Here is a 16693-nt window from a genome sequence, read left to right on the forward strand (position 1 = left end):
TAAGAATTCACATACGCTGCGGGGAACATCCCCACAGCTTATAAGCCATTAAGTTTGCGGTCTCGCGCCCACTCCTGCGGAGTAAACGCTTTAATCGACAGAGCATGGATGCGGTTATCGGCAATATATTCCATCAGCGGGGCATAGATAGCCTGTTGCTTCTTGACCCGACTCATGCCGTCGAACATCTCACCCACAGCAATTACCTGAAAGTGGCTGCCATCGCCAGAGACGTGGACTTCCTGAAGGGAGAGTGCGTTCATCAGCACGGTCTGAATTTCATGATTTTCCATGGGCTACATTTATCTGATAGTGAAAACAGCCCAACATCTTAGAGGAAAGTGGCGCCGTCTTAAACAAGCAAAAAGCCCCATCGAAAAGTTTGATGGGGCTTTCAGAATAGCTTCAGCACTAAGGCACTGAAAAAGTTATGGGATCATATCAGCAGGAAGGTTATACAACCTGACCAGGGTTTGCAGATTTTCACTCTTCCCGGTCAACTTCGCTTCCCCGCCCTGCCGACGAACCAGTGCGATAAAATGCACTAATAGCGCCAGCCCGGCGGTGTCCACGCGGGTCACGGCGCTCAGGTCGATGGCAGACACGCCATCCGTCGCCTGCGCGCGCGCTTCCCACAGCGGGACCAGAAGATCCTGGTCCAGCTCTCCGCGCAGCGCCAGCGTCTCACCATCGCGAGCCCAGCTCAGCTGCCCGGTCATTATTTTTTCTGTTCCAGCGTAATCGGCTGCGCGGAGCTTGCCTTCAGCTGCGCCGTCAGACCATCAACGCCTTTAGTACGCAGCAGATCGCTCCACTCGTTTTGTTTAGTGGTGATCATGCTCACCCCTTCCGCAATCATGTCGTACGCCTGCCAGTTACCGGTCTGGGTATTTTTACGCCACTGGAAATCCAGGCGCACCGGCGGACGGCCATTCGGATCAAGGATGGTGACGCGGATAGGAACAATGGTCGCGCTGCCCAAAGGCTGCTCAGGGGCAATCTGATAGGTCTGACCGTGATACATCGCCAGCGCCTGGCCATAGGCCTGCTTCAGATATTCGCGGAAGGCGGCAAAATAGGCTTCACGCTGCGCCGGGGTCGCTTCTTTGTAATAACGGCCTAACACCAGCGCGCCGGCGTATTTCACCTGAACATAGGGCAGCAGTTCCTGATCGACGATATCGCGCAGGTAGTTCGGGTTGGCCTGAATCTTCGGCTGCTCGTTCTTGAGGCGATCGAAGGTTTTCTGCGCCGCTTCGTCCATCAGCTTGTACGGATTGGACTGATCCGCGGCGGTGGCCGCAGTCAAGGGGGCAATCACCAGCATGGCGACCATTAGTAAGCGTTTAAACATATCTTAACTCTCCTGAAATTAGTGCGTCGTGCCGGCTGGCGGCGTAGCGTCAGTATGACTCTCTCCAGCAGCCTGTTCATCGCCAGAATTCTTATTGTCGCTACCTTTACTGTTATAAAGGAACTGGCCTATCAAATCTTCCAGCACCATTGCGGATTTGGTGTCCTGAATGGTACCGCCATCTTTAAGGATAGTGGTTCCCAGTTCAGGATCTTCAAACCCGATATTCATCGCCAGGTACTGTTCGCCCAGCAGACCGGAAGTTCGGATCGCCAGCGAGCTGGTATCCGGAATATGGTTGTAGCGCTCATCAATATCGAGCGCGACGCGAGGCAGGTAGGTCTTAGGATCGAGCGTAATATCCGCCACGCGTCCAACGACAACGCCGCCAATCCGCACCGGAGAGCGCGCTTTGAGACCGCCGATATTGTCAAAAGTGGCATAGAGCCGATAAGTCGGTTCGGTACGTAAAGAGGTTACGTTTGCCGCCTTCAGGCAGACAAACAGCGCGGCCAGCAGCGCAACCAGTAAAAACACCCCTACCCAGATTTCATTTTTTCTCGTTTGCATGAACTCAATTCCCAAACATCAGCGCAGTCAGCACAAAATCCAGCCCCAGAACCGCCAGCGACGCATGCACCACGGTACGCGTCGTCGCCCGGCTAATCCCGGCGGAAGTGGGGATAGCGTCATAACCGTTAAATAACGCGATCCATGTTACCGTAATGGCGAAAACCAGGCTCTTAATCAGGCAGTTAACCAGATCCATCCGCCAGTCAACGGCGTTTTGCATCGCGCTCCAGAAGAATCCGCCATCGATGCCCTTCCAGCTGACACCGACCAGCGAGCCGCCCCAAACGCCGACCGCCACAAAAATAATCGTTAACAACGGCAGTGAAATCACCCCCGCCCAGAAGCGCGGAGAGATCACGCGGCGAAGCGGGTCGACCGCCATCATCTCCATACTGGAGAGCTGCTCCGTTGCGCGCATCAGGCCAATTTCAGCAGTCAGCGCCGAGCCGGCACGCCCGGCAAACAGCAGCGCGGCGACCACCGGCCCCAGCTCACGCAGCAGCGATAGCGCCACCAGCATGCCCAGACTGGTTTCGGCGCTATAGGTGGTCAACACCAGATAGCCCTGCAGACCCAGCACCATACCGATAAACAGCCCCGATACAATGATGATCAGCATTGATAACACGCCAACGTTGTACAGCTGACGCACCAGCAGCGGCGCATGCTTGCGAAACTCAGGCTTGCCCACAACCGCGTTGAAGAGCATTAATCCAGCACGCCCGAACGTCGCGATAGTTTTTATACCGCGATGCCCAAGCGCGGCTAGCGCATTTAACAACATGAGTCGCTTAACTCCCTTTGCCCAATAAATCATGATGATAATCACCCGCCGGATAGCGGAACGGCACCGGGCCGTCGGCGATACCATCAATGAACTGACGAACCCGAGGATCGGCATTTTCACGCAGCGACTGCGCGCTCCCATGCGCTACGACCTTTTTGTCCGCCACGATATATGCAAAGTCCGCGATGCTGAGCACCTCCGGCACATCATGCGAAACCACGATACAGGTGACACCCAGGGTGCTATTGAGTTCAGAAATCAGCTTCACCAGCACCCCCATCGTAATGGGGTCCTGCCCGACAAAGGGCTCATCGAACATGATTAAATCAGGTTCGAGCGCAATCGCCCTCGCCAGGGCGGCACGGCGCGCCATGCCGCCGGAAAGCTCAGAAGGCATCAGCTTCGCGGCTCCGCGTAGCCCAACGGCTTCCAGCTTCATCATCACCGTGGTGTGCAGCAGCGCTTCCGGCAAACGCGTATGCTCGCGCAGCGGATAAGCGACGTTATCGAACACATTCAGATCGGTGAACAGCGCGCCGGACTGAAACAGCATGCTCATGCGCTTGCGGACGGTATACAGGCGCGAACGCGACATCTGCGGTACGTTTTCACCATCAAACAGGATCTCGCCTTTATCGGGCGGGATCTGACCGCCGATGAGACGTAACAGGGTGGTTTTGCCGATCCCTGATGGCCCCATTATCGCGGTGATCTTGCCGCGGGGTACAGATAGCGAGATATCATCGAAGATCACGCGATCGCCCCTCGAGAAGCGAATACCGCGCACTTCGACTAGATTCGCCGAACTCTGGCTCATAAAATCATCCTTACTAGACACCCGTCGGGCTAAGCATGGCGCTTTCTTTCACCACAAACCCAACATTTTTACAGAATCTTACCCGCCCGGGTTAGCGAAAGCTGGCATTTGTTTTACTTTTGGCACACATAAAGTCAAAATTAAGAATTCGTTACGCTGCCTACGGACGGCCAGCGAGGCGACGATTATACCTGAAGAAAGGACTTTAGATGCTCTTAGCGACGGCTCTGTTAATTATTGGTTTATTGCTGGTTGTCTACAGCGCCGATCGTCTGGTCTACGCCGCTTCAATACTCTGCCGTATGCTGGGGATCCCTCCCCTGATTATTGGCATGACGGTAGTCAGCATCGGTACCAGTTTGCCGGAAGTGATTGTTTCCGCCGCCGCTTCCTTGCATGGGCAAACCGATCTGGCGATCGGCACCGCTCTCGGATCGAATATCACCAATATCCTGCTGATCCTCGGCCTCACCGCGCTGTTTCAACCTTTTACCGTGCATTCTGATATCCTGCGCCGCGAATTGCCGTTAATGTTGCTGGTTAGTTTACTGGCAGGATTTGTGCTGTACGACGGCCAGCTTACGCGGATAGACGGCCTTTTTTTGCTGGCGCTGGCCATACTGTGGCTGCTGTTTACCCTTAAAATTGCCCGCCTTGCGGAACGCCAGGGTAACGACAGCCTGACCCGTGAACAGCTGGCGGAGCTGCCGCGAGAAGGCTCGCTTCCCGTCGCGCTGCTCTGGTTGGGCGTCGCGATGATTGTGATGCCGATGGCTACGCGGATGGTGGTCGATAACGCCACGGTGCTGGCAAACTTTTTTGCTATCAGCGAACTGACCGTCGGCTTAACGGTCGTCGCTATCGGCACCAGCCTGCCCGAGCTGGCCACGGCCATCGCCGGAGCGCGAAAAGGCGAAAATGACATCGCTATCGGCAATATCATTGGCGCTAATATTCTTAATATTGTACTGGTCCTCGGGCTCCCCGCGCTGATTGCGCCAGGCACCTTTGCCGCCGAGGCCTTTACCCGCGATTATGGCGTCATGCTGCTGGTCAGCCTGATCTTCGCCGCGCTGTGCTGGCGCCGTAAGCAGCAGCCCGGTCGCCTTGCCGGTGCCCTGCTGCTGGGTGGTTTTGTGCTTTGGTTAGCGATGCTGTACTGGACAGCGCCGCTCTTCGTTGAATGATTCGGGATAACATTATGTCGCAAATAGATTTGCCAGCGGATTTTGACTTTCAACGGGCAGGCCGCGAGGTTCTGGACATTGAACGTGAAGGTCTGGCCCAGCTCGATCAATACATTAATGAAGATTTTACCCGTGCCTGTGAGACCATTTTCCGCTGTACCGGTAAAGTTGTGGTGATGGGAATGGGGAAATCCGGCCATATCGGGCGAAAAATGGCAGCCACTTTCGCCAGTACCGGAACGTCATCTTTCTTCGTTCATCCCGGTGAGGCCGCGCACGGCGATTTAGGCATGGTAACTCCATGCGACGTGGTGATCGCGCTATCCAACTCGGGCGAGTCAAATGAAATCCTCGCCCTGATTCCGGTGCTTAAGCGCCAGCAGGTGGCGCTGATTTGTATCACCAGCCGACCGGAAAGCAGCATGGCGCGCGCGGCGGATATTCACCTGTGCGTGAAGGTGCCCAAAGAGGCCTGCCCGTTAGGGCTGGCCCCCACGTCAAGCACCACCGCCGCGCTGGTCATGGGCGATGCCCTTGCCGTAGCGCTGCTGGAAGCCCGCGGTTTTACCGCTGAAGATTTTGCGCTATCGCACCCTGGCGGCGCTCTGGGCCGTAAGCTACTGCTGCGGGTCAATGATATCATGCACACCGGCGATGAAATTCCGCACGTTGGCCTAGAGGCCACGCTCCGCGATGCGTTGCTGGAAATCACGCGCAAAAATTTAGGCATGACCGCCATTTGCGATGATGAAATGAATATCATCGGCATCTTCACCGATGGCGATCTGCGCCGCGTATTTGATACCGGCATTGATATGCGTAACGCCAGTATTGCCGAAGTGATGACGCGAGGCGGAATCCGCATCCGTCCCGGCACGCTGGCCGTTGATGCGCTGAACCTGATGCAGTCCCGTCATATCACCTGCGTGCTGGTTGCTGATGGCGACCGTCTGGTAGGTGTGATACATATGCACGATCTCCTGCGCGCGGGCGTAGTGTAAGTAAGGAAAAAATAATGAATAATGCTGATGCCCTGATAGCGACCTGCTACGGGCCGGTAAGCCAGGACTTTCTTGACCGGGCGGCGAAGATCCGTTTATTGATACTTGATGTAGACGGCGTTTTGTCCGACGGTCTTATCTATATGGGTAACAACGGCGAAGAGCTGAAGGCGTTTAACGTGCGCGACGGCTACGGTATCCGCTGCGCCCTGACTTCAGATATTGAAGTGGCGATAATTACCGGGCGAAACGCTAAACTGGTGGAAGATCGCTGCCAAACGCTGGGCATTACGCATCTCTACCAGGGGCAGTCGGATAAGCTGCTGGCGTTTCGTGAACTACTCAATAAACTGGCCGTTAGCGCGGATGAAGTCGCCTATATTGGCGACGATCTGATCGACTGGCCGGTGATGGCTGAAGTGGGTTTAAGCATAGCGGTAGCCGATGCGCATCCGCTGCTGCTCCCGCGCGCGGATTACGTTACTCGTATCAACGGGGGTCGCGGAGCGGTACGCGAAGTGTGCGATTTGCTACTATTGGCGCAGGGCAAGCTGGATGAGGCCAAAGGGCAATCTATATGAGTAAAACCAGACGTTGGGTTATCATTTTACTGTCGCTGGTCGCGCTGATCCTGATCGGCCTGAACCTGGCGAGTACGGACGATACCACCCAGCAAGCGATCAATCCTGACGATCCAACGTATACCAGCGAGCATACTGATACCGTCGTGTATAGTCCCGAAGGGGCGCTTAACTACCGGCTCATCGCGGAACACGTGGAGTATTTTTCCGAACAGCAGCTCTCGTGGTTCACAAAACCGGTGATGACCACCTTTGATACCAATAAAGTACCAACCTGGTCTATCAAAGCGGATAAAGCTAAGTTGACGAATGACCGCATGCTGTATCTTTACGGGCACGTTGAGGTAAATGCGCTGACGGCGGATTCTCAACTGCGCAAAATTACGACGGATAACGCCCAGATAAACCTGGTGACGCAGGATGTTACCTCCGATGACATGGTGACGTTGTACGGAACAACATTTAATTCCAGCGGCCTGAAAATGCGCGGGAACCTGCGCAGTAAAAATGCCGAGCTGATTGAAAAGGTTAGAACCTCATATGAAATTCAGAACAAACAAACTCAGCCTTAAGATTGCGCTCGCCAGCGCCTTACTGGCCGCCAGCCTGTCGGCACAGGCAAAGACAGGTGATACCGATCAGCCGATTCACATTGAATCCGATCAGCAGTCGCTGGATATGCAGGGCAACGTCGTCACCTTTACGGGGAATGTTGTCGTCACTCAGGGAACGATCAAAATCAACGCCGACAAAGTTGTTGTGACCCGTCCGGGTGGAGAGAAAGGCAAAGAGGTTATTGATGGCTACGGTAACCCGGCCACCTTCTACCAGATGCAGGACAACGGTAAGCCGGTAAAAGGCCGCGCGTCGAAAATGCATTATGAACTGCAAAACGACTTTGTCGTCCTGACCGGCAATGCGCATCTGGAACAGATCGATAGCAATATCCAGGGCGACAAAATCACTTACCTGGTGAAAGAGCAAAAAATGCAGGCCTTCAGCAATAAAGGCGGGCGCGTGACCACGGTTCTGGTTCCTTCGCAGCTGCAGGACAAGGGTAGCGATCAGTCAAAGAAGGGTAAGTAATTCGTTATGGCAACATTAACTGCAAAGAATCTTGCTAAAGCCTATAAAGGCCGCCGCGTTGTAGAAGACGTCAGCCTGACCGTGAATTCGGGCGAGATTGTTGGTCTGCTCGGTCCGAACGGTGCCGGTAAAACCACCACGTTCTATATGGTCGTTGGTATCGTACCGCGCGACGCCGGCAACATTATCATCGATGATGAAGATATCAGCCTGCTGCCCCTGCACGCGCGCGCGCGTCGCGGAATCGGCTATTTGCCGCAGGAGGCCTCCATATTCCGCCGCCTGAGCGTTTACGATAACCTGATGGCGGTACTGCAGATTCGCGACGACCTGAGCAACGAGCAGCGTGAAGACCGGGCGAAAGAGCTGATGGAGGAGTTTCACATTGAGCATCTGCGCGATAGCCTCGGCCAGGCGCTCTCCGGTGGTGAACGCCGCCGCGTCGAGATCGCCCGCGCGCTGGCCGCTAACCCGAAATTTATCCTGCTGGATGAACCCTTCGCCGGCGTGGACCCCATCTCCGTCATTGATATCAAACGCATTATTGAACACCTGCGCGACAGCGGTCTTGGCGTCCTGATAACCGACCATAACGTCCGGGAAACGCTGGCCGTGTGTGAGCGTGCTTATATCGTCAGCCAGGGCCACCTGATAGCTCACGGTACGCCACAGCAAATCCTTGAAGACGAGCAGGTTAAGCGCGTGTATCTTGGGGAAGACTTCAGACTCTGATAGGGTAGAGGTTACAGACGTTTTAGCCGGAGATATTGGCCCTGAATATGAAGCAAGGTTTGCAATTAAGGCTAAGCCAACAGCTTGCCATGACGCCACAACTGCAGCAGGCGATTCGTCTACTGCAGCTGTCCACGTTAGAACTCCAGCAAGAACTCCAGCAGGCGCTGGACAGCAACCCGTTGCTGGAGCAAACCGATCTTCACGATGAGGTAGAAACCAAAGAGGCCGAAGATCGTGAGTCTCTGGATACCGTCGATGCCCTTGAGCAGAAAGACATGCCCGAAGAGCTGCCGCTTGATGCCAGCTGGGATGAGATTTACACCGCCGGAACGCCGTCAGGCAACGGCGTTGATTACCAGGATGATGAACTGCCCGTCTACCAGGGCGAGACCACGCAAAGCCTGCAGGATTATCTGATGTGGCAGGTTGAACTGACGCCCTTCACCGATACCGATCGCGCCATCGCGACCTCTATCGTCGATGCCGTTGATGATACTGGCTACCTGACCGTTCCTGTCGAAGACATCGTGGAAAGTATTGGCGATGATGAAATCGGGCTTGAAGAAGTAGAAGCGGTTCTCAAGCGCATTCAGCGTTTCGATCCCGTCGGCGTAGCGGCAAAAGATTTACGCGATTGCCTGCTGGTTCAGCTTTCACAGTTTGCCAAAGAGACGCCGTGGATTGATGAAGCTCGCCTGATCATCAGCGAACACCTTGATCTGCTTGCCAATCACGACTTCCGTAGCCTGATGCGCGTGACTCGCCTCAAAGAAGACGTGCTAAAGGAAGCGGTAAATCTGATCCAATCGCTGGATCCGCGCCCGGGCCAGTCGATCCAGACTGGCGAGCCAGAATATGTCATTCCTGACGTTCTGGTGCGTAAAGTGAACGATCGTTGGGTCGTTGAGCTCAATTCAGATAGCCTTCCGCGCCTGAAGATCAACCAGCACTATGCCGCCATGGGTAACAGTACGCGCAATGACGCTGACGGCCAGTTTATCCGCAGCAACCTGCAGGAAGCGCGCTGGCTTATCAAGAGCCTCGAGAGCCGCAACGACACCCTTCTGCGCGTCAGCCGCTGCATTGTCGAACAGCAGCAGGCTTTTTTTGAACAAGGTGAAGAGTTTATGAAACCGATGGTGCTGGCGGACATCGCTCAGGCCGTCGAAATGCATGAATCCACCATTTCACGCGTTACTACGCAAAAATACCTGCACAGTCCGCGCGGTATTTTTGAGCTGAAGTATTTCTTCTCCAGCCATGTAAACACCGAAGGCGGCGGCGAAGCATCGTCGACGGCCATTCGTGCGCTGGTGAAGAAATTAATCGCCGCGGAAAACCCCGCGAAACCATTGAGTGACAGTAAGCTCACCACCCTGCTATCCGATCAGGGTATTATGGTGGCGCGGCGAACCGTTGCTAAGTACCGAGAGTCTTTATCCATTCCGCCGTCAAATCAGCGTAAGCAGCTGGTTTGACCCAACCGATAAGGAAGACACTATGCAGCTCAACATTACAGGACACAACGTTGAAATAACCCCCGCGATGCGCGATTTCGTTACCGCGAAGTTCAGCAAACTGGAGCAGTTTTTCGACAGGATCAACCAGGTCTACATTGTGTTAAAAGTGGAGAAGGTGACGCAAATAGCGGACGCCAATCTGCATGTCAACGGTGGTGAAATCCATGCCAGTGCGGAAGGGCAGGATATGTATGCTGCGATCGATGGTCTTATCGATAAGCTGGCAAGACAGCTAACAAAACATAAAGATAAACTGAAACAACACTAATTGTCCGGGCAATAGCCTACGCCAACCGCCCGCAGGCGGTTGGCCAGGAGAGCTCAGGTGAAATTATGATAAATAACGATTCGGCTCTACAACTGAGCAATGTCCTTAACCAGGAATGTACCCGTAGCCAGGTTCACTGCCAGAGCAAAAAACGCGCGCTGGAAATCATCAGCGAGCTGGCGGCAAAGCAGTTAGGCTTACCGCCCCAGATCGTCTTCGAGGCGATCCTCACCCGTGAGAAAATGGGCAGTACCGGGATTGGCAACGGTATTGCGATCCCACACGGTAAACTCGAAGAGGATACGCTGCGGGCCGTGGGCGTTTTTGTTCAGTTGGAAACCCCAATTGCCTTCGATGCTATCGACAATCAACCCGTCGATCTGCTGTTTGCCCTTCTTGTCCCGGCCGATCAAACTAAAACGCATCTGCATACGCTCTCGCTGGTGGCGAAACGTCTGGCAGATAAAACTATTTGCCGCCGCCTGCGCGCTGCGCAAAGTGATGAAGAGCTGTATGAAATCATTACTGAAGCGGGAAGTAATAATGAGGCGTAACGGAAGTCGCACCTTACTCTTTTTCGTACTGAGGAGAAACGGTACATGGTACTGATGATCGTCAGCGGCCGTTCAGGGTCGGGGAAATCCGTCGCCCTGCGAGCGCTGGAAGATATGGGTTTTTACTGCGTCGATAACCTGCCGGTTGTGCTGTTGCCCGAGCTGGCGCGCTCGCTCGCCGACAGAAACATCTCGGCAGCCGTCAGCATTGACGTGCGTAACATGCCCGAGTCGCCGGAAATCTTCGAGCAGGCGATGAAAAATCTGCCCGCAGAATTTTCACCTCAGCTGCTGTTCCTGGATGCCGATCGTAACACCCTGATTCGCCGCTACAGCGACACGCGTCGTTTACATCCTCTGTCCAGTAAAAACCTGTCGCTGGAAAGCGCCATCGATGAAGAGAGCGACCTGCTGGAGCCTCTGCGTTCCCGCGCCGACCTGATCGTCGATACCTCAGAAATGTCGGTGCATGAGCTGGCAGAAATGCTGCGCACGCGTTTATTAGGCAAACGCGAGCGCGAACTGACGATGGTGTTTGAATCCTTTGGCTTTAAGCACGGTATACCTATCGATGCCGACTACGTTTTTGACGTGCGCTTTCTGCCGAACCCACACTGGGATCCGAAGCTTCGTCCCATGACCGGCCTCGATAAGCCCGTCGCCGCCTTCCTCGACCGGCACACGGAAGTTCACAATTTTATCTACCAGACCCGCAGCTATCTTGAGCTATGGTTACCTATGCTGGAGACCAATAACCGCAGCTATTTGACGGTGGCCATTGGTTGTACCGGTGGTAAACACCGTTCGGTTTACATCGCCGAACAGCTGGCTGACTACTTCCGCTCGCGCGGTAAGAACGTGCAGTCTCGTCATCGGACGCTGGAAAAACGCAAATCATGACCGTTAAGCAAACCGTTGAAATCACCAATAAGCTGGGCATGCACGCTCGCCCGGCGATGAAGCTGTTTGAATTAATGCAGAACTATGATGCCGAGGTGCTGCTGCGTAATGATGAAGGTACCGAAGCGGAAGCAAATAGCGTGATTGCGCTGCTGATGCTCGATTCAGCTAAAGGGCGTCAGATCGAGATTGAAGCCAACGGCCCACAGGAAGTGGAGGCGCTGGCAGCGGTTATCGCGCTGTTCAACGCCAAACGTCCCCTCACCAAATTCAGCAATATTGAGATAGACCGTGAGGATCCGCTTTTTACTCCATACCGTCTCAATGCCGACGGTCAGTCCCGCCTCCAGCCCTTTTCTCAGCCAGCTGCGGCCGTCCCACAGAAACAGGTTTTTTGCCGTCTGTTGCGACAGGGTTGAGGCGCCGCGAATGCGGTTCTCATTGCGTTCATTATGCGCCAGCGCCTTCTCAATGGCCGTGACGTCAAATCCCCAGTGTTCCGGGAATTTCTGATCTTCTGCGGCAATAACCGCCAGCCCCATCCACGGCGAAATTTCATCCATGTCCACCCAGTCGGAATGGGCGAGGTAATGAAAATCCCCTGAAAGCCAGGCGCCGACCTGCCGCTCCAGCATCACCGCCGAAAAAGGAACAGGTACGAAGCTAAACAGGGCAATCCCGCCGCCCCATAGCACCGCACAAGCCAACAGCAGCCTCAGCACAAAGCGCTTAATCAACCGCAACGGCGAAAAGCGAAATGTCATGCCGTCAGAACCAATACGCGAGAGACCAGTTTTTCAATGCCGCTCGCCGCTTCGGCGATGTTCTGCGCCAGCATATACGCGGGGGTCGTCACCACTTTGTTGTCTTCATCCACCACAATATCGTCGACCGGGCAAGGCACGTGTTCAGCCCCCATCTCCTCAACCGCGTCGGCAGTATCAAGATCGGTACCAATGGTCACGCGTAGCGGTATAGCAAATATTTTCGGCAACAGTGCCGGAGCGATACAGATAAAGCCCAACGGTTTACCCGCCTGATGCATCGCCAGCGCCAGCGCCTTGAGATCGCGATCGACTTCACATTCGCTCCCCTGTGAAGCAAAGCTGCTGAGGTTCTTTGCTGCACCAAAACCGCCGGGGACGATCAGCGCATCCAGCGCATCCGCTCGGGCATTGGCCAAAGGCTGAATCTCTCCGCGTGCGATACGCGCCGCTTCCACGAGCACATTACGGCTTTCCGCCTGCGCTTCGCCGGTCAGGTGATTGATAACATCGGTTTGCACTTTATCTGGCGCATAGCAGATGGCCTGAGCGCCGCTGCGGGCTATTGCCAGCAGGGTAATGACGGCTTCATGAATTTCACTTCCGTCATAAACGCCGCAGCCGCTCAGCACCACACCAATTTTCTTCATCACATCAGCCCCTTAGTACAAGTTTATGAAAGCAGTCAAAAATTTTGAATTACTCGCTATGCTTCACATATTTTACTGTTTCATGTAACAAACTATTTAAGGTTTGCTATCTTAATGAGCGAGTAAGCCAAATCCTCAGGTTGCGCCGTGTAAAAAAATCACTCAAATGATTCTGGCGTAACGACCAGTTCCCTGGTGTTGGCGCAGTATTCGCGCACCCCGGTTTATCCGGGGTCATTTTTTATCTGCCGCCGCGACCCACGCTTTCAGCACCGCGACATCGTTTTGCCACTCTGATTTCATCTCTTCAACCCATTCACCCACGTTATCCGACCACGCAGGTAAATCCGACGTTTGAATCTGCTGCCCTAATTGCTGGATATGGCGCAAACCGATTGAGCCCGCTGCCCCTTTAATCTTATGACCCTCATCGACAATGCCTTTCTGGTCGCGAGCGGTTAAATTGGATTCCAGGACCGCCAGGTAGCCCGGCATCATTCTTTCAAAAACGGCCAGACCGTCATTAATCAGCTTCGGCCCTACCAGTTCGATATACTGCTCAAGCATCGGAATATCCAGTACAGAAGCCGATTTACTGCTATCTACAGATGGCATTGCATTCTCCTCTTCTTCCGGCGCATCCCAGAATTTTTTGATAATCGCGGTTAATGCCGGAACCGATAATGGCTTACTAAGAACATCATCCATTCCCGCATCCAGATACTCTTTCTTGTTCTTCAGCACGTTAGCGGTAAGCGCCACCAGCGGCGGGAGCTCATCGGCGGCAAAGCGTTGTTTCAGCTGACGAGAAATATCGAGTCCAGTCATATCCGGCAGCTGAATATCAAGCAGAACCAGATCGTACTCGCCGGGTACAAACATCTCCAGCGCAGCCTTGCCGGTCATCGCCACATCCACGCTGTTGCCCAGCTTCTCCAGTACCGAGCGCGCCACGATAACGTTGAGCTCAATATCTTCCACTAGCAGCACGTTCAGCGCAGGTAATGGCATTTCATCTTCCGCCAGCGTGTCCTCGACCTCTTCAGCCACGGCCGGAGCGTGTACGGTAAGCGTAAAAGTCGCGCCTTTACCCGGGAGGCTGGTAACGCAAATATCACCGCCCATATTCCGCGCCAGGCGCCTCGATACGGCGAGGCCGATGCCGGTACCCGTCGCTGGCTTGCCGCCCTGGCTATCTTTCACCTGGTAATACATAGCGAAAATTTTATCCTGTTCCGCTTCAGGGATGCCAATCCCTGAATCTTCTACTTCAAAGTGCAGGATATCTCCTTCGTCGTAGCGCACGCGGACGTTCACATTCCCGCCTTGCGGAGTAAATTTCACGGCATTACTAATAAGATTCCACAAGATTTGGCGCAAACGCGTTCCATCGGTGATCACTTTATGCGGCAGCGGAAGCGTGGGGTCCAGCACAAAATGCAGGCCTTTCTGCTGCGCCTGCAGGCCGGAGAGATTTTCCAGGTCGGCCAGGAAGCCGGTAAAGTCCACCGGCTGGTTATCCAGCTGAATTTTACGCCGCTCCATCTTATCCATCTCAATAATATCATTGAAGATATTACCCAGCGTTACCGCTGAGACGTGGATGGTTTTCAGGTATCTTTCCTGTTCATCGGTAAGATCGGTATCCAGAAGGATTCGGCTAAGGCCTACGATGCCGTTAAGAGGCGTACGCAGCTCGTGGCTGATCGTTGAGATAAAGGTGGTCTTATCACGGCTGGCCCGCTCCAGCGCGTCCTGATAGCGCTTACGCTCCGTAATATCGCGGCCAAACCCCATCAGACCGCGGCGCTTACCGACGCGGTCATAATAAGGCACTTTGCGGATTTCAAAGCAGGCCTTGCGCCCGTCCGGATAATCCAGCCACTGCTCGTAGGTGAGCGATACGTTATGGCGGAAGACTTTCTCATCCGTCTCCAGCACCTTCTCCGCCACCTCTTCGCTGTAAACATCCTGCGGCTTAAGATGAATAAGCTGCTTTTCACTTTTACCGGTCAACAGTTCCATGGCTCGGTTACAGCCAGAAAACTCTTTATCTTCATTACGATAGAAAACCAGGTCCGGAGAGGCATCCAGGAAGGAACGCAAGAAGGAGGATTGCTGTTCCAGCTGAATTTGCGCCTCTTCACGCTCTTTCATCTCAATTTTCAGCTGCTCAAGCGTCGTTTCACGTTCCGCTTCCGCCTTTTCACGTTCGCCGATTTCCTGATTAAGCTGGGCGATGTTGTCCTTAAGCTGCACATTCAGCTTGAGATCGCGTTCGCGCATCTCCTCCAGTTTCTCCACCAGCCTCGAGAGGCGCTGCCGGGACTCTTCCAGCTGCTCAACCACCACCGACAGGAAATAGACCGCCCACGGGGTAATCAGCAAGCCAAAGAAGATGGAGCGGATCACATCAATACTTTCCACCTGGCCGTGCAGCACCATCGTCACGGCCATCTGCACAACGATCGCCAGCACCACCAGCGCAAAGGCCAGCAGCATTGAAAAGCGCACCAGACCCAGCTTCATCATCAGGTCAACATAATACTGCGCCAGCATACGGATTTGCTTCATAAGGGATTCCTTCGCGACAACTTCGCACAATAATACTCAATTCTGAGCAAGACGCTGTAAGTTGTGCCAAAAATGCGGGAAGGATTGTAGTTACGCGCCTGACGGTGGAGAGCCGTCAGCCGGAAAAGACGTTATTCGGCAGCAGCCGGAGAGATCCAGCAACGCCCGATGGCTGACCCCTGCACGCCGTATTCATTGAGATATTTATCCAGCTCAACCATCCCGGTCCAACGGTTCTCACACCACAGCGGCGCCAGCAACGTCGGGCGTCGGGCGCTGGCGGAGATACGGTGATAAATCACGTCTGGCGGAGTATGGCGAATCATCTCTCCTGCAGTGACCGTATACGCTTCCAGCGCAATACCGTTTAACCTGCCGGCCTGCCACGCCCTGGCCATGATACTGCCCTTCACAATATGAAGTGGATGCAGCTTAATGCCGTCTACGCCGGTCTCTACCACCTGCGCTAAGGTCTCCAGACATTCGCGCTGCCCTTCGCCCGGCAGGCCCACGATAAGGTGGCTACACACTTTGAGGCCGCGCTCGCGTGCCAGACGGGTGGTTCGCTGATAGCAGGCAAAATCGTGGCCGCGATTGATTCGGTGCAGCGTTTTATCATGCGCGGTCTGTAAACCCAGCTCGAGCCAGACTTCATACCCCTGCTCCCGATATTCAGTCAGCAGATCCAGTACCGCGCCGGGGACGCAGTCCGGGCGAGTCCCTACGCATAGCCCGACAATATTCGCCTGGCTGACCGCCTGCTGATACATGGCGCGCAGCACCTGCACCTCGGCAAAAGTGCTGGTATAAGCCTGGAAATAGGCCAGATAGCGCTTTGCACGATTCACCCGCTGCGCCTGATGGGCCAGCTGTTCCGCAATCGAGCGGTGCTGCTGCTCTTCATCGGCAAAAGAGGCCACATTACAGAACGTACAGCCGCCGCGACCAATAGTGCCATCGCGATTTGGGCAGCTAAATCCACCATGCAGCGTCAGTTTATGAACCTTTTCACCATAGCGGCGCATAAGATCCCCACCAAACATATTGACTAATTTTTGTAACTGCATAATCTGATAGACCGGCCTTAAGAAAGGGGCCAAGCCTGCCATTTTTAGCTACCGACGGCGATGACCTGGATCAATCGTCAACGCGGCTGCCTATCTCATTGCATAAACACTCAAGATAACTGCAATTTAATTCATCCGTATGGTAATGAGTTTTCCTTATATATAGCCGCTGATTTGCCATTATCTTTACCAGGGCATAAAACAGTATCAGTCACCGCAAATCAAACAAAAACCAGTTTAAAAAACTGCAATGAAAAAACAATTCAGCACAGAAG

19 protein-coding genes and 2 pseudogenes are annotated in these 16693 nt (G+C 54.1%); 11 read left to right on the plus strand and 10 right to left on the minus strand.

Features of this window, described 5'->3' with window-relative positions; genetic code table 11:
- Positions 1–38 precede the first annotated feature (38 nt).
- The 6 genes from ibaG to mlaF all read right to left on the minus strand — a co-directional run bounded on the left by ibaG (position 39) and on the right by mlaF (position 3531).
- The gene (gene ibaG, locus MKleb_RS24695) at positions 39–293 is read right to left on the minus strand and encodes a BolA family iron metabolism protein IbaG (protein ID WP_004106141.1); all 255 of its coding nucleotides are present in this window, start codon (positions 291–293) and stop codon (positions 39–41) included.
- A gap of 135 nt (positions 294–428) precedes the next feature.
- On the minus strand, positions 429–719 hold the full coding sequence (gene mlaB, locus MKleb_RS24700; RefSeq protein WP_014839634.1) for a lipid asymmetry maintenance protein MlaB: 291 nt from the start codon (positions 717–719) through the stop codon (positions 429–431).
- Positions 719–1354, minus strand: a complete 636-nt coding sequence (gene mlaC / locus MKleb_RS24705) for a phospholipid-binding protein MlaC (protein ID WP_004125682.1) — start codon at positions 1352–1354, stop codon at positions 719–721. The genes mlaB and mlaC overlap by 1 nt, the downstream gene beginning before the upstream one ends.
- Before the next feature lie 18 nt (positions 1355–1372).
- On the minus strand, positions 1373–1924 hold the full coding sequence (gene mlaD / locus MKleb_RS24710; RefSeq protein WP_014226983.1) for an outer membrane lipid asymmetry maintenance protein MlaD: 552 nt from the start codon (positions 1922–1924) through the stop codon (positions 1373–1375).
- Between the two features lie 4 nt (positions 1925–1928).
- Positions 1929–2711 carry a lipid asymmetry maintenance ABC transporter permease subunit MlaE gene (mlaE, locus tag MKleb_RS24715; RefSeq protein ID WP_004125690.1) on the minus strand — a complete coding sequence of 261 codons (783 nt, stop codon included), beginning with the start codon at positions 2709–2711 and terminating at the stop codon, positions 1929–1931.
- A gap of 7 nt (positions 2712–2718) precedes the next feature.
- Positions 2719–3531, minus strand: a complete 813-nt coding sequence (gene mlaF, locus MKleb_RS24720; RefSeq protein WP_004125691.1) for a phospholipid ABC transporter ATP-binding protein MlaF — start codon at positions 3529–3531, stop codon at positions 2719–2721.
- A gap of 209 nt (positions 3532–3740) precedes the next feature.
- Between mlaF and MKleb_RS24725 the strand changes: the two genes are divergently transcribed.
- From MKleb_RS24725 to npr, 11 genes and pseudogenes are all read left to right on the plus strand, one after another.
- Positions 3741–4718 (plus strand): calcium/sodium antiporter, encoded by a 978-nt coding sequence (locus MKleb_RS24725; RefSeq protein ID WP_004854581.1) that lies wholly within the window; start codon positions 3741–3743, stop codon positions 4716–4718.
- Complete coding sequence (kdsD, locus tag MKleb_RS24730) at positions 4715–5719, plus strand: arabinose-5-phosphate isomerase KdsD (protein ID WP_160741439.1); 1005 nt, start codon at positions 4715–4717, stop codon at positions 5717–5719. Before MKleb_RS24725 ends, kdsD begins: the two co-directional genes overlap by 4 nt.
- A gap of 14 nt (positions 5720–5733) precedes the next feature.
- The gene (kdsC, locus tag MKleb_RS24735; RefSeq protein WP_004854584.1) at positions 5734–6300 is read left to right on the plus strand and encodes a 3-deoxy-manno-octulosonate-8-phosphatase KdsC; all 567 of its coding nucleotides are present in this window, start codon (positions 5734–5736) and stop codon (positions 6298–6300) included.
- The gene (gene lptC / locus MKleb_RS24740; RefSeq protein ID WP_004854587.1) at positions 6297–6872 is read left to right on the plus strand and encodes an LPS export ABC transporter periplasmic protein LptC; all 576 of its coding nucleotides are present in this window, start codon (positions 6297–6299) and stop codon (positions 6870–6872) included. The genes kdsC and lptC overlap by 4 nt, the downstream gene beginning before the upstream one ends.
- The gene (gene lptA / locus MKleb_RS24745) at positions 6841–7386 is read left to right on the plus strand and encodes a lipopolysaccharide ABC transporter substrate-binding protein LptA (RefSeq protein ID WP_004125703.1); all 546 of its coding nucleotides are present in this window, start codon (positions 6841–6843) and stop codon (positions 7384–7386) included. Before lptC ends, lptA begins: the two co-directional genes overlap by 32 nt.
- 6 nt (positions 7387–7392) lie before the next feature.
- Complete coding sequence (lptB, locus tag MKleb_RS24750) at positions 7393–8118, plus strand: LPS export ABC transporter ATP-binding protein (protein WP_004125705.1); 726 nt, start codon at positions 7393–7395, stop codon at positions 8116–8118.
- Positions 8119–8165: 47 nt separating this feature from the next.
- Positions 8166–9599 carry an RNA polymerase factor sigma-54 gene (gene rpoN / locus MKleb_RS24755; RefSeq protein WP_025108150.1) on the plus strand — a complete coding sequence of 478 codons (1434 nt, stop codon included), beginning with the start codon at positions 8166–8168 and terminating at the stop codon, positions 9597–9599.
- Positions 9600–9621: 22 nt separating this feature from the next.
- Positions 9622–9909, plus strand: a complete 288-nt coding sequence (hpf, locus tag MKleb_RS24760; protein WP_004106167.1) for a ribosome hibernation promoting factor — start codon at positions 9622–9624, stop codon at positions 9907–9909.
- A 65-nt stretch (positions 9910–9974) separates the two neighbouring features.
- Entirely contained in the window at positions 9975–10463 is a 489-nt protein-coding gene (gene ptsN / locus MKleb_RS24765; protein ID WP_004854593.1) for a PTS IIA-like nitrogen regulatory protein PtsN, read from the plus strand.
- 45 nt (positions 10464–10508) lie between these two features.
- Complete coding sequence (gene rapZ, locus MKleb_RS24770) at positions 10509–11363, plus strand: RNase adapter RapZ (protein WP_004106169.1); 855 nt, start codon at positions 10509–10511, stop codon at positions 11361–11363.
- Positions 11360–11614 (plus strand): annotated as a pseudogene (gene npr, locus MKleb_RS24775) (PTS phosphocarrier protein NPr); the annotation flags it as partial. The gene rapZ and the pseudogene npr, both read left to right, overlap by 4 nt.
- Here the strand turns inward: npr and mtgA are convergent.
- The 4 genes and pseudogenes from mtgA to MKleb_RS24795 form a co-directional block, all read right to left on the minus strand.
- Positions 11591–12127: pseudogene (mtgA, locus tag MKleb_RS24780) on the minus strand (monofunctional biosynthetic peptidoglycan transglycosylase); the annotation flags it as partial. The pseudogenes npr and mtgA overlap by 24 nt on opposite strands.
- Positions 12124–12777, minus strand: coding sequence for an isoprenoid biosynthesis glyoxalase ElbB (gene elbB, locus MKleb_RS24785; RefSeq protein ID WP_014226985.1), 654 nt, complete (start codon positions 12775–12777; stop codon positions 12124–12126). The pseudogene mtgA and the gene elbB, both read right to left, overlap by 4 nt.
- A 234-nt stretch (positions 12778–13011) precedes the next feature.
- Positions 13012–15351: an aerobic respiration two-component sensor histidine kinase ArcB gene (gene arcB / locus MKleb_RS24790; protein ID WP_217076312.1), complete on the minus strand. Its 2340-nt coding sequence runs from the start codon at positions 15349–15351 to the stop codon at positions 13012–13014.
- Between the two features lie 131 nt (positions 15352–15482).
- Positions 15483–16418: a tRNA modification radical SAM protein MnmL/YtqA gene (locus MKleb_RS24795; RefSeq protein WP_014226987.1), complete on the minus strand. Its 936-nt coding sequence runs from the start codon at positions 16416–16418 to the stop codon at positions 15483–15485.
- Positions 16419–16693: the final 275 nt, after the last annotated feature.

Source organism: Klebsiella sp. PL-2018, from assembly GCF_019048985.1.
GTDB classification, from domain to species: Bacteria; Pseudomonadota; Gammaproteobacteria; order Enterobacterales; family Enterobacteriaceae; genus Klebsiella; species Klebsiella michiganensis.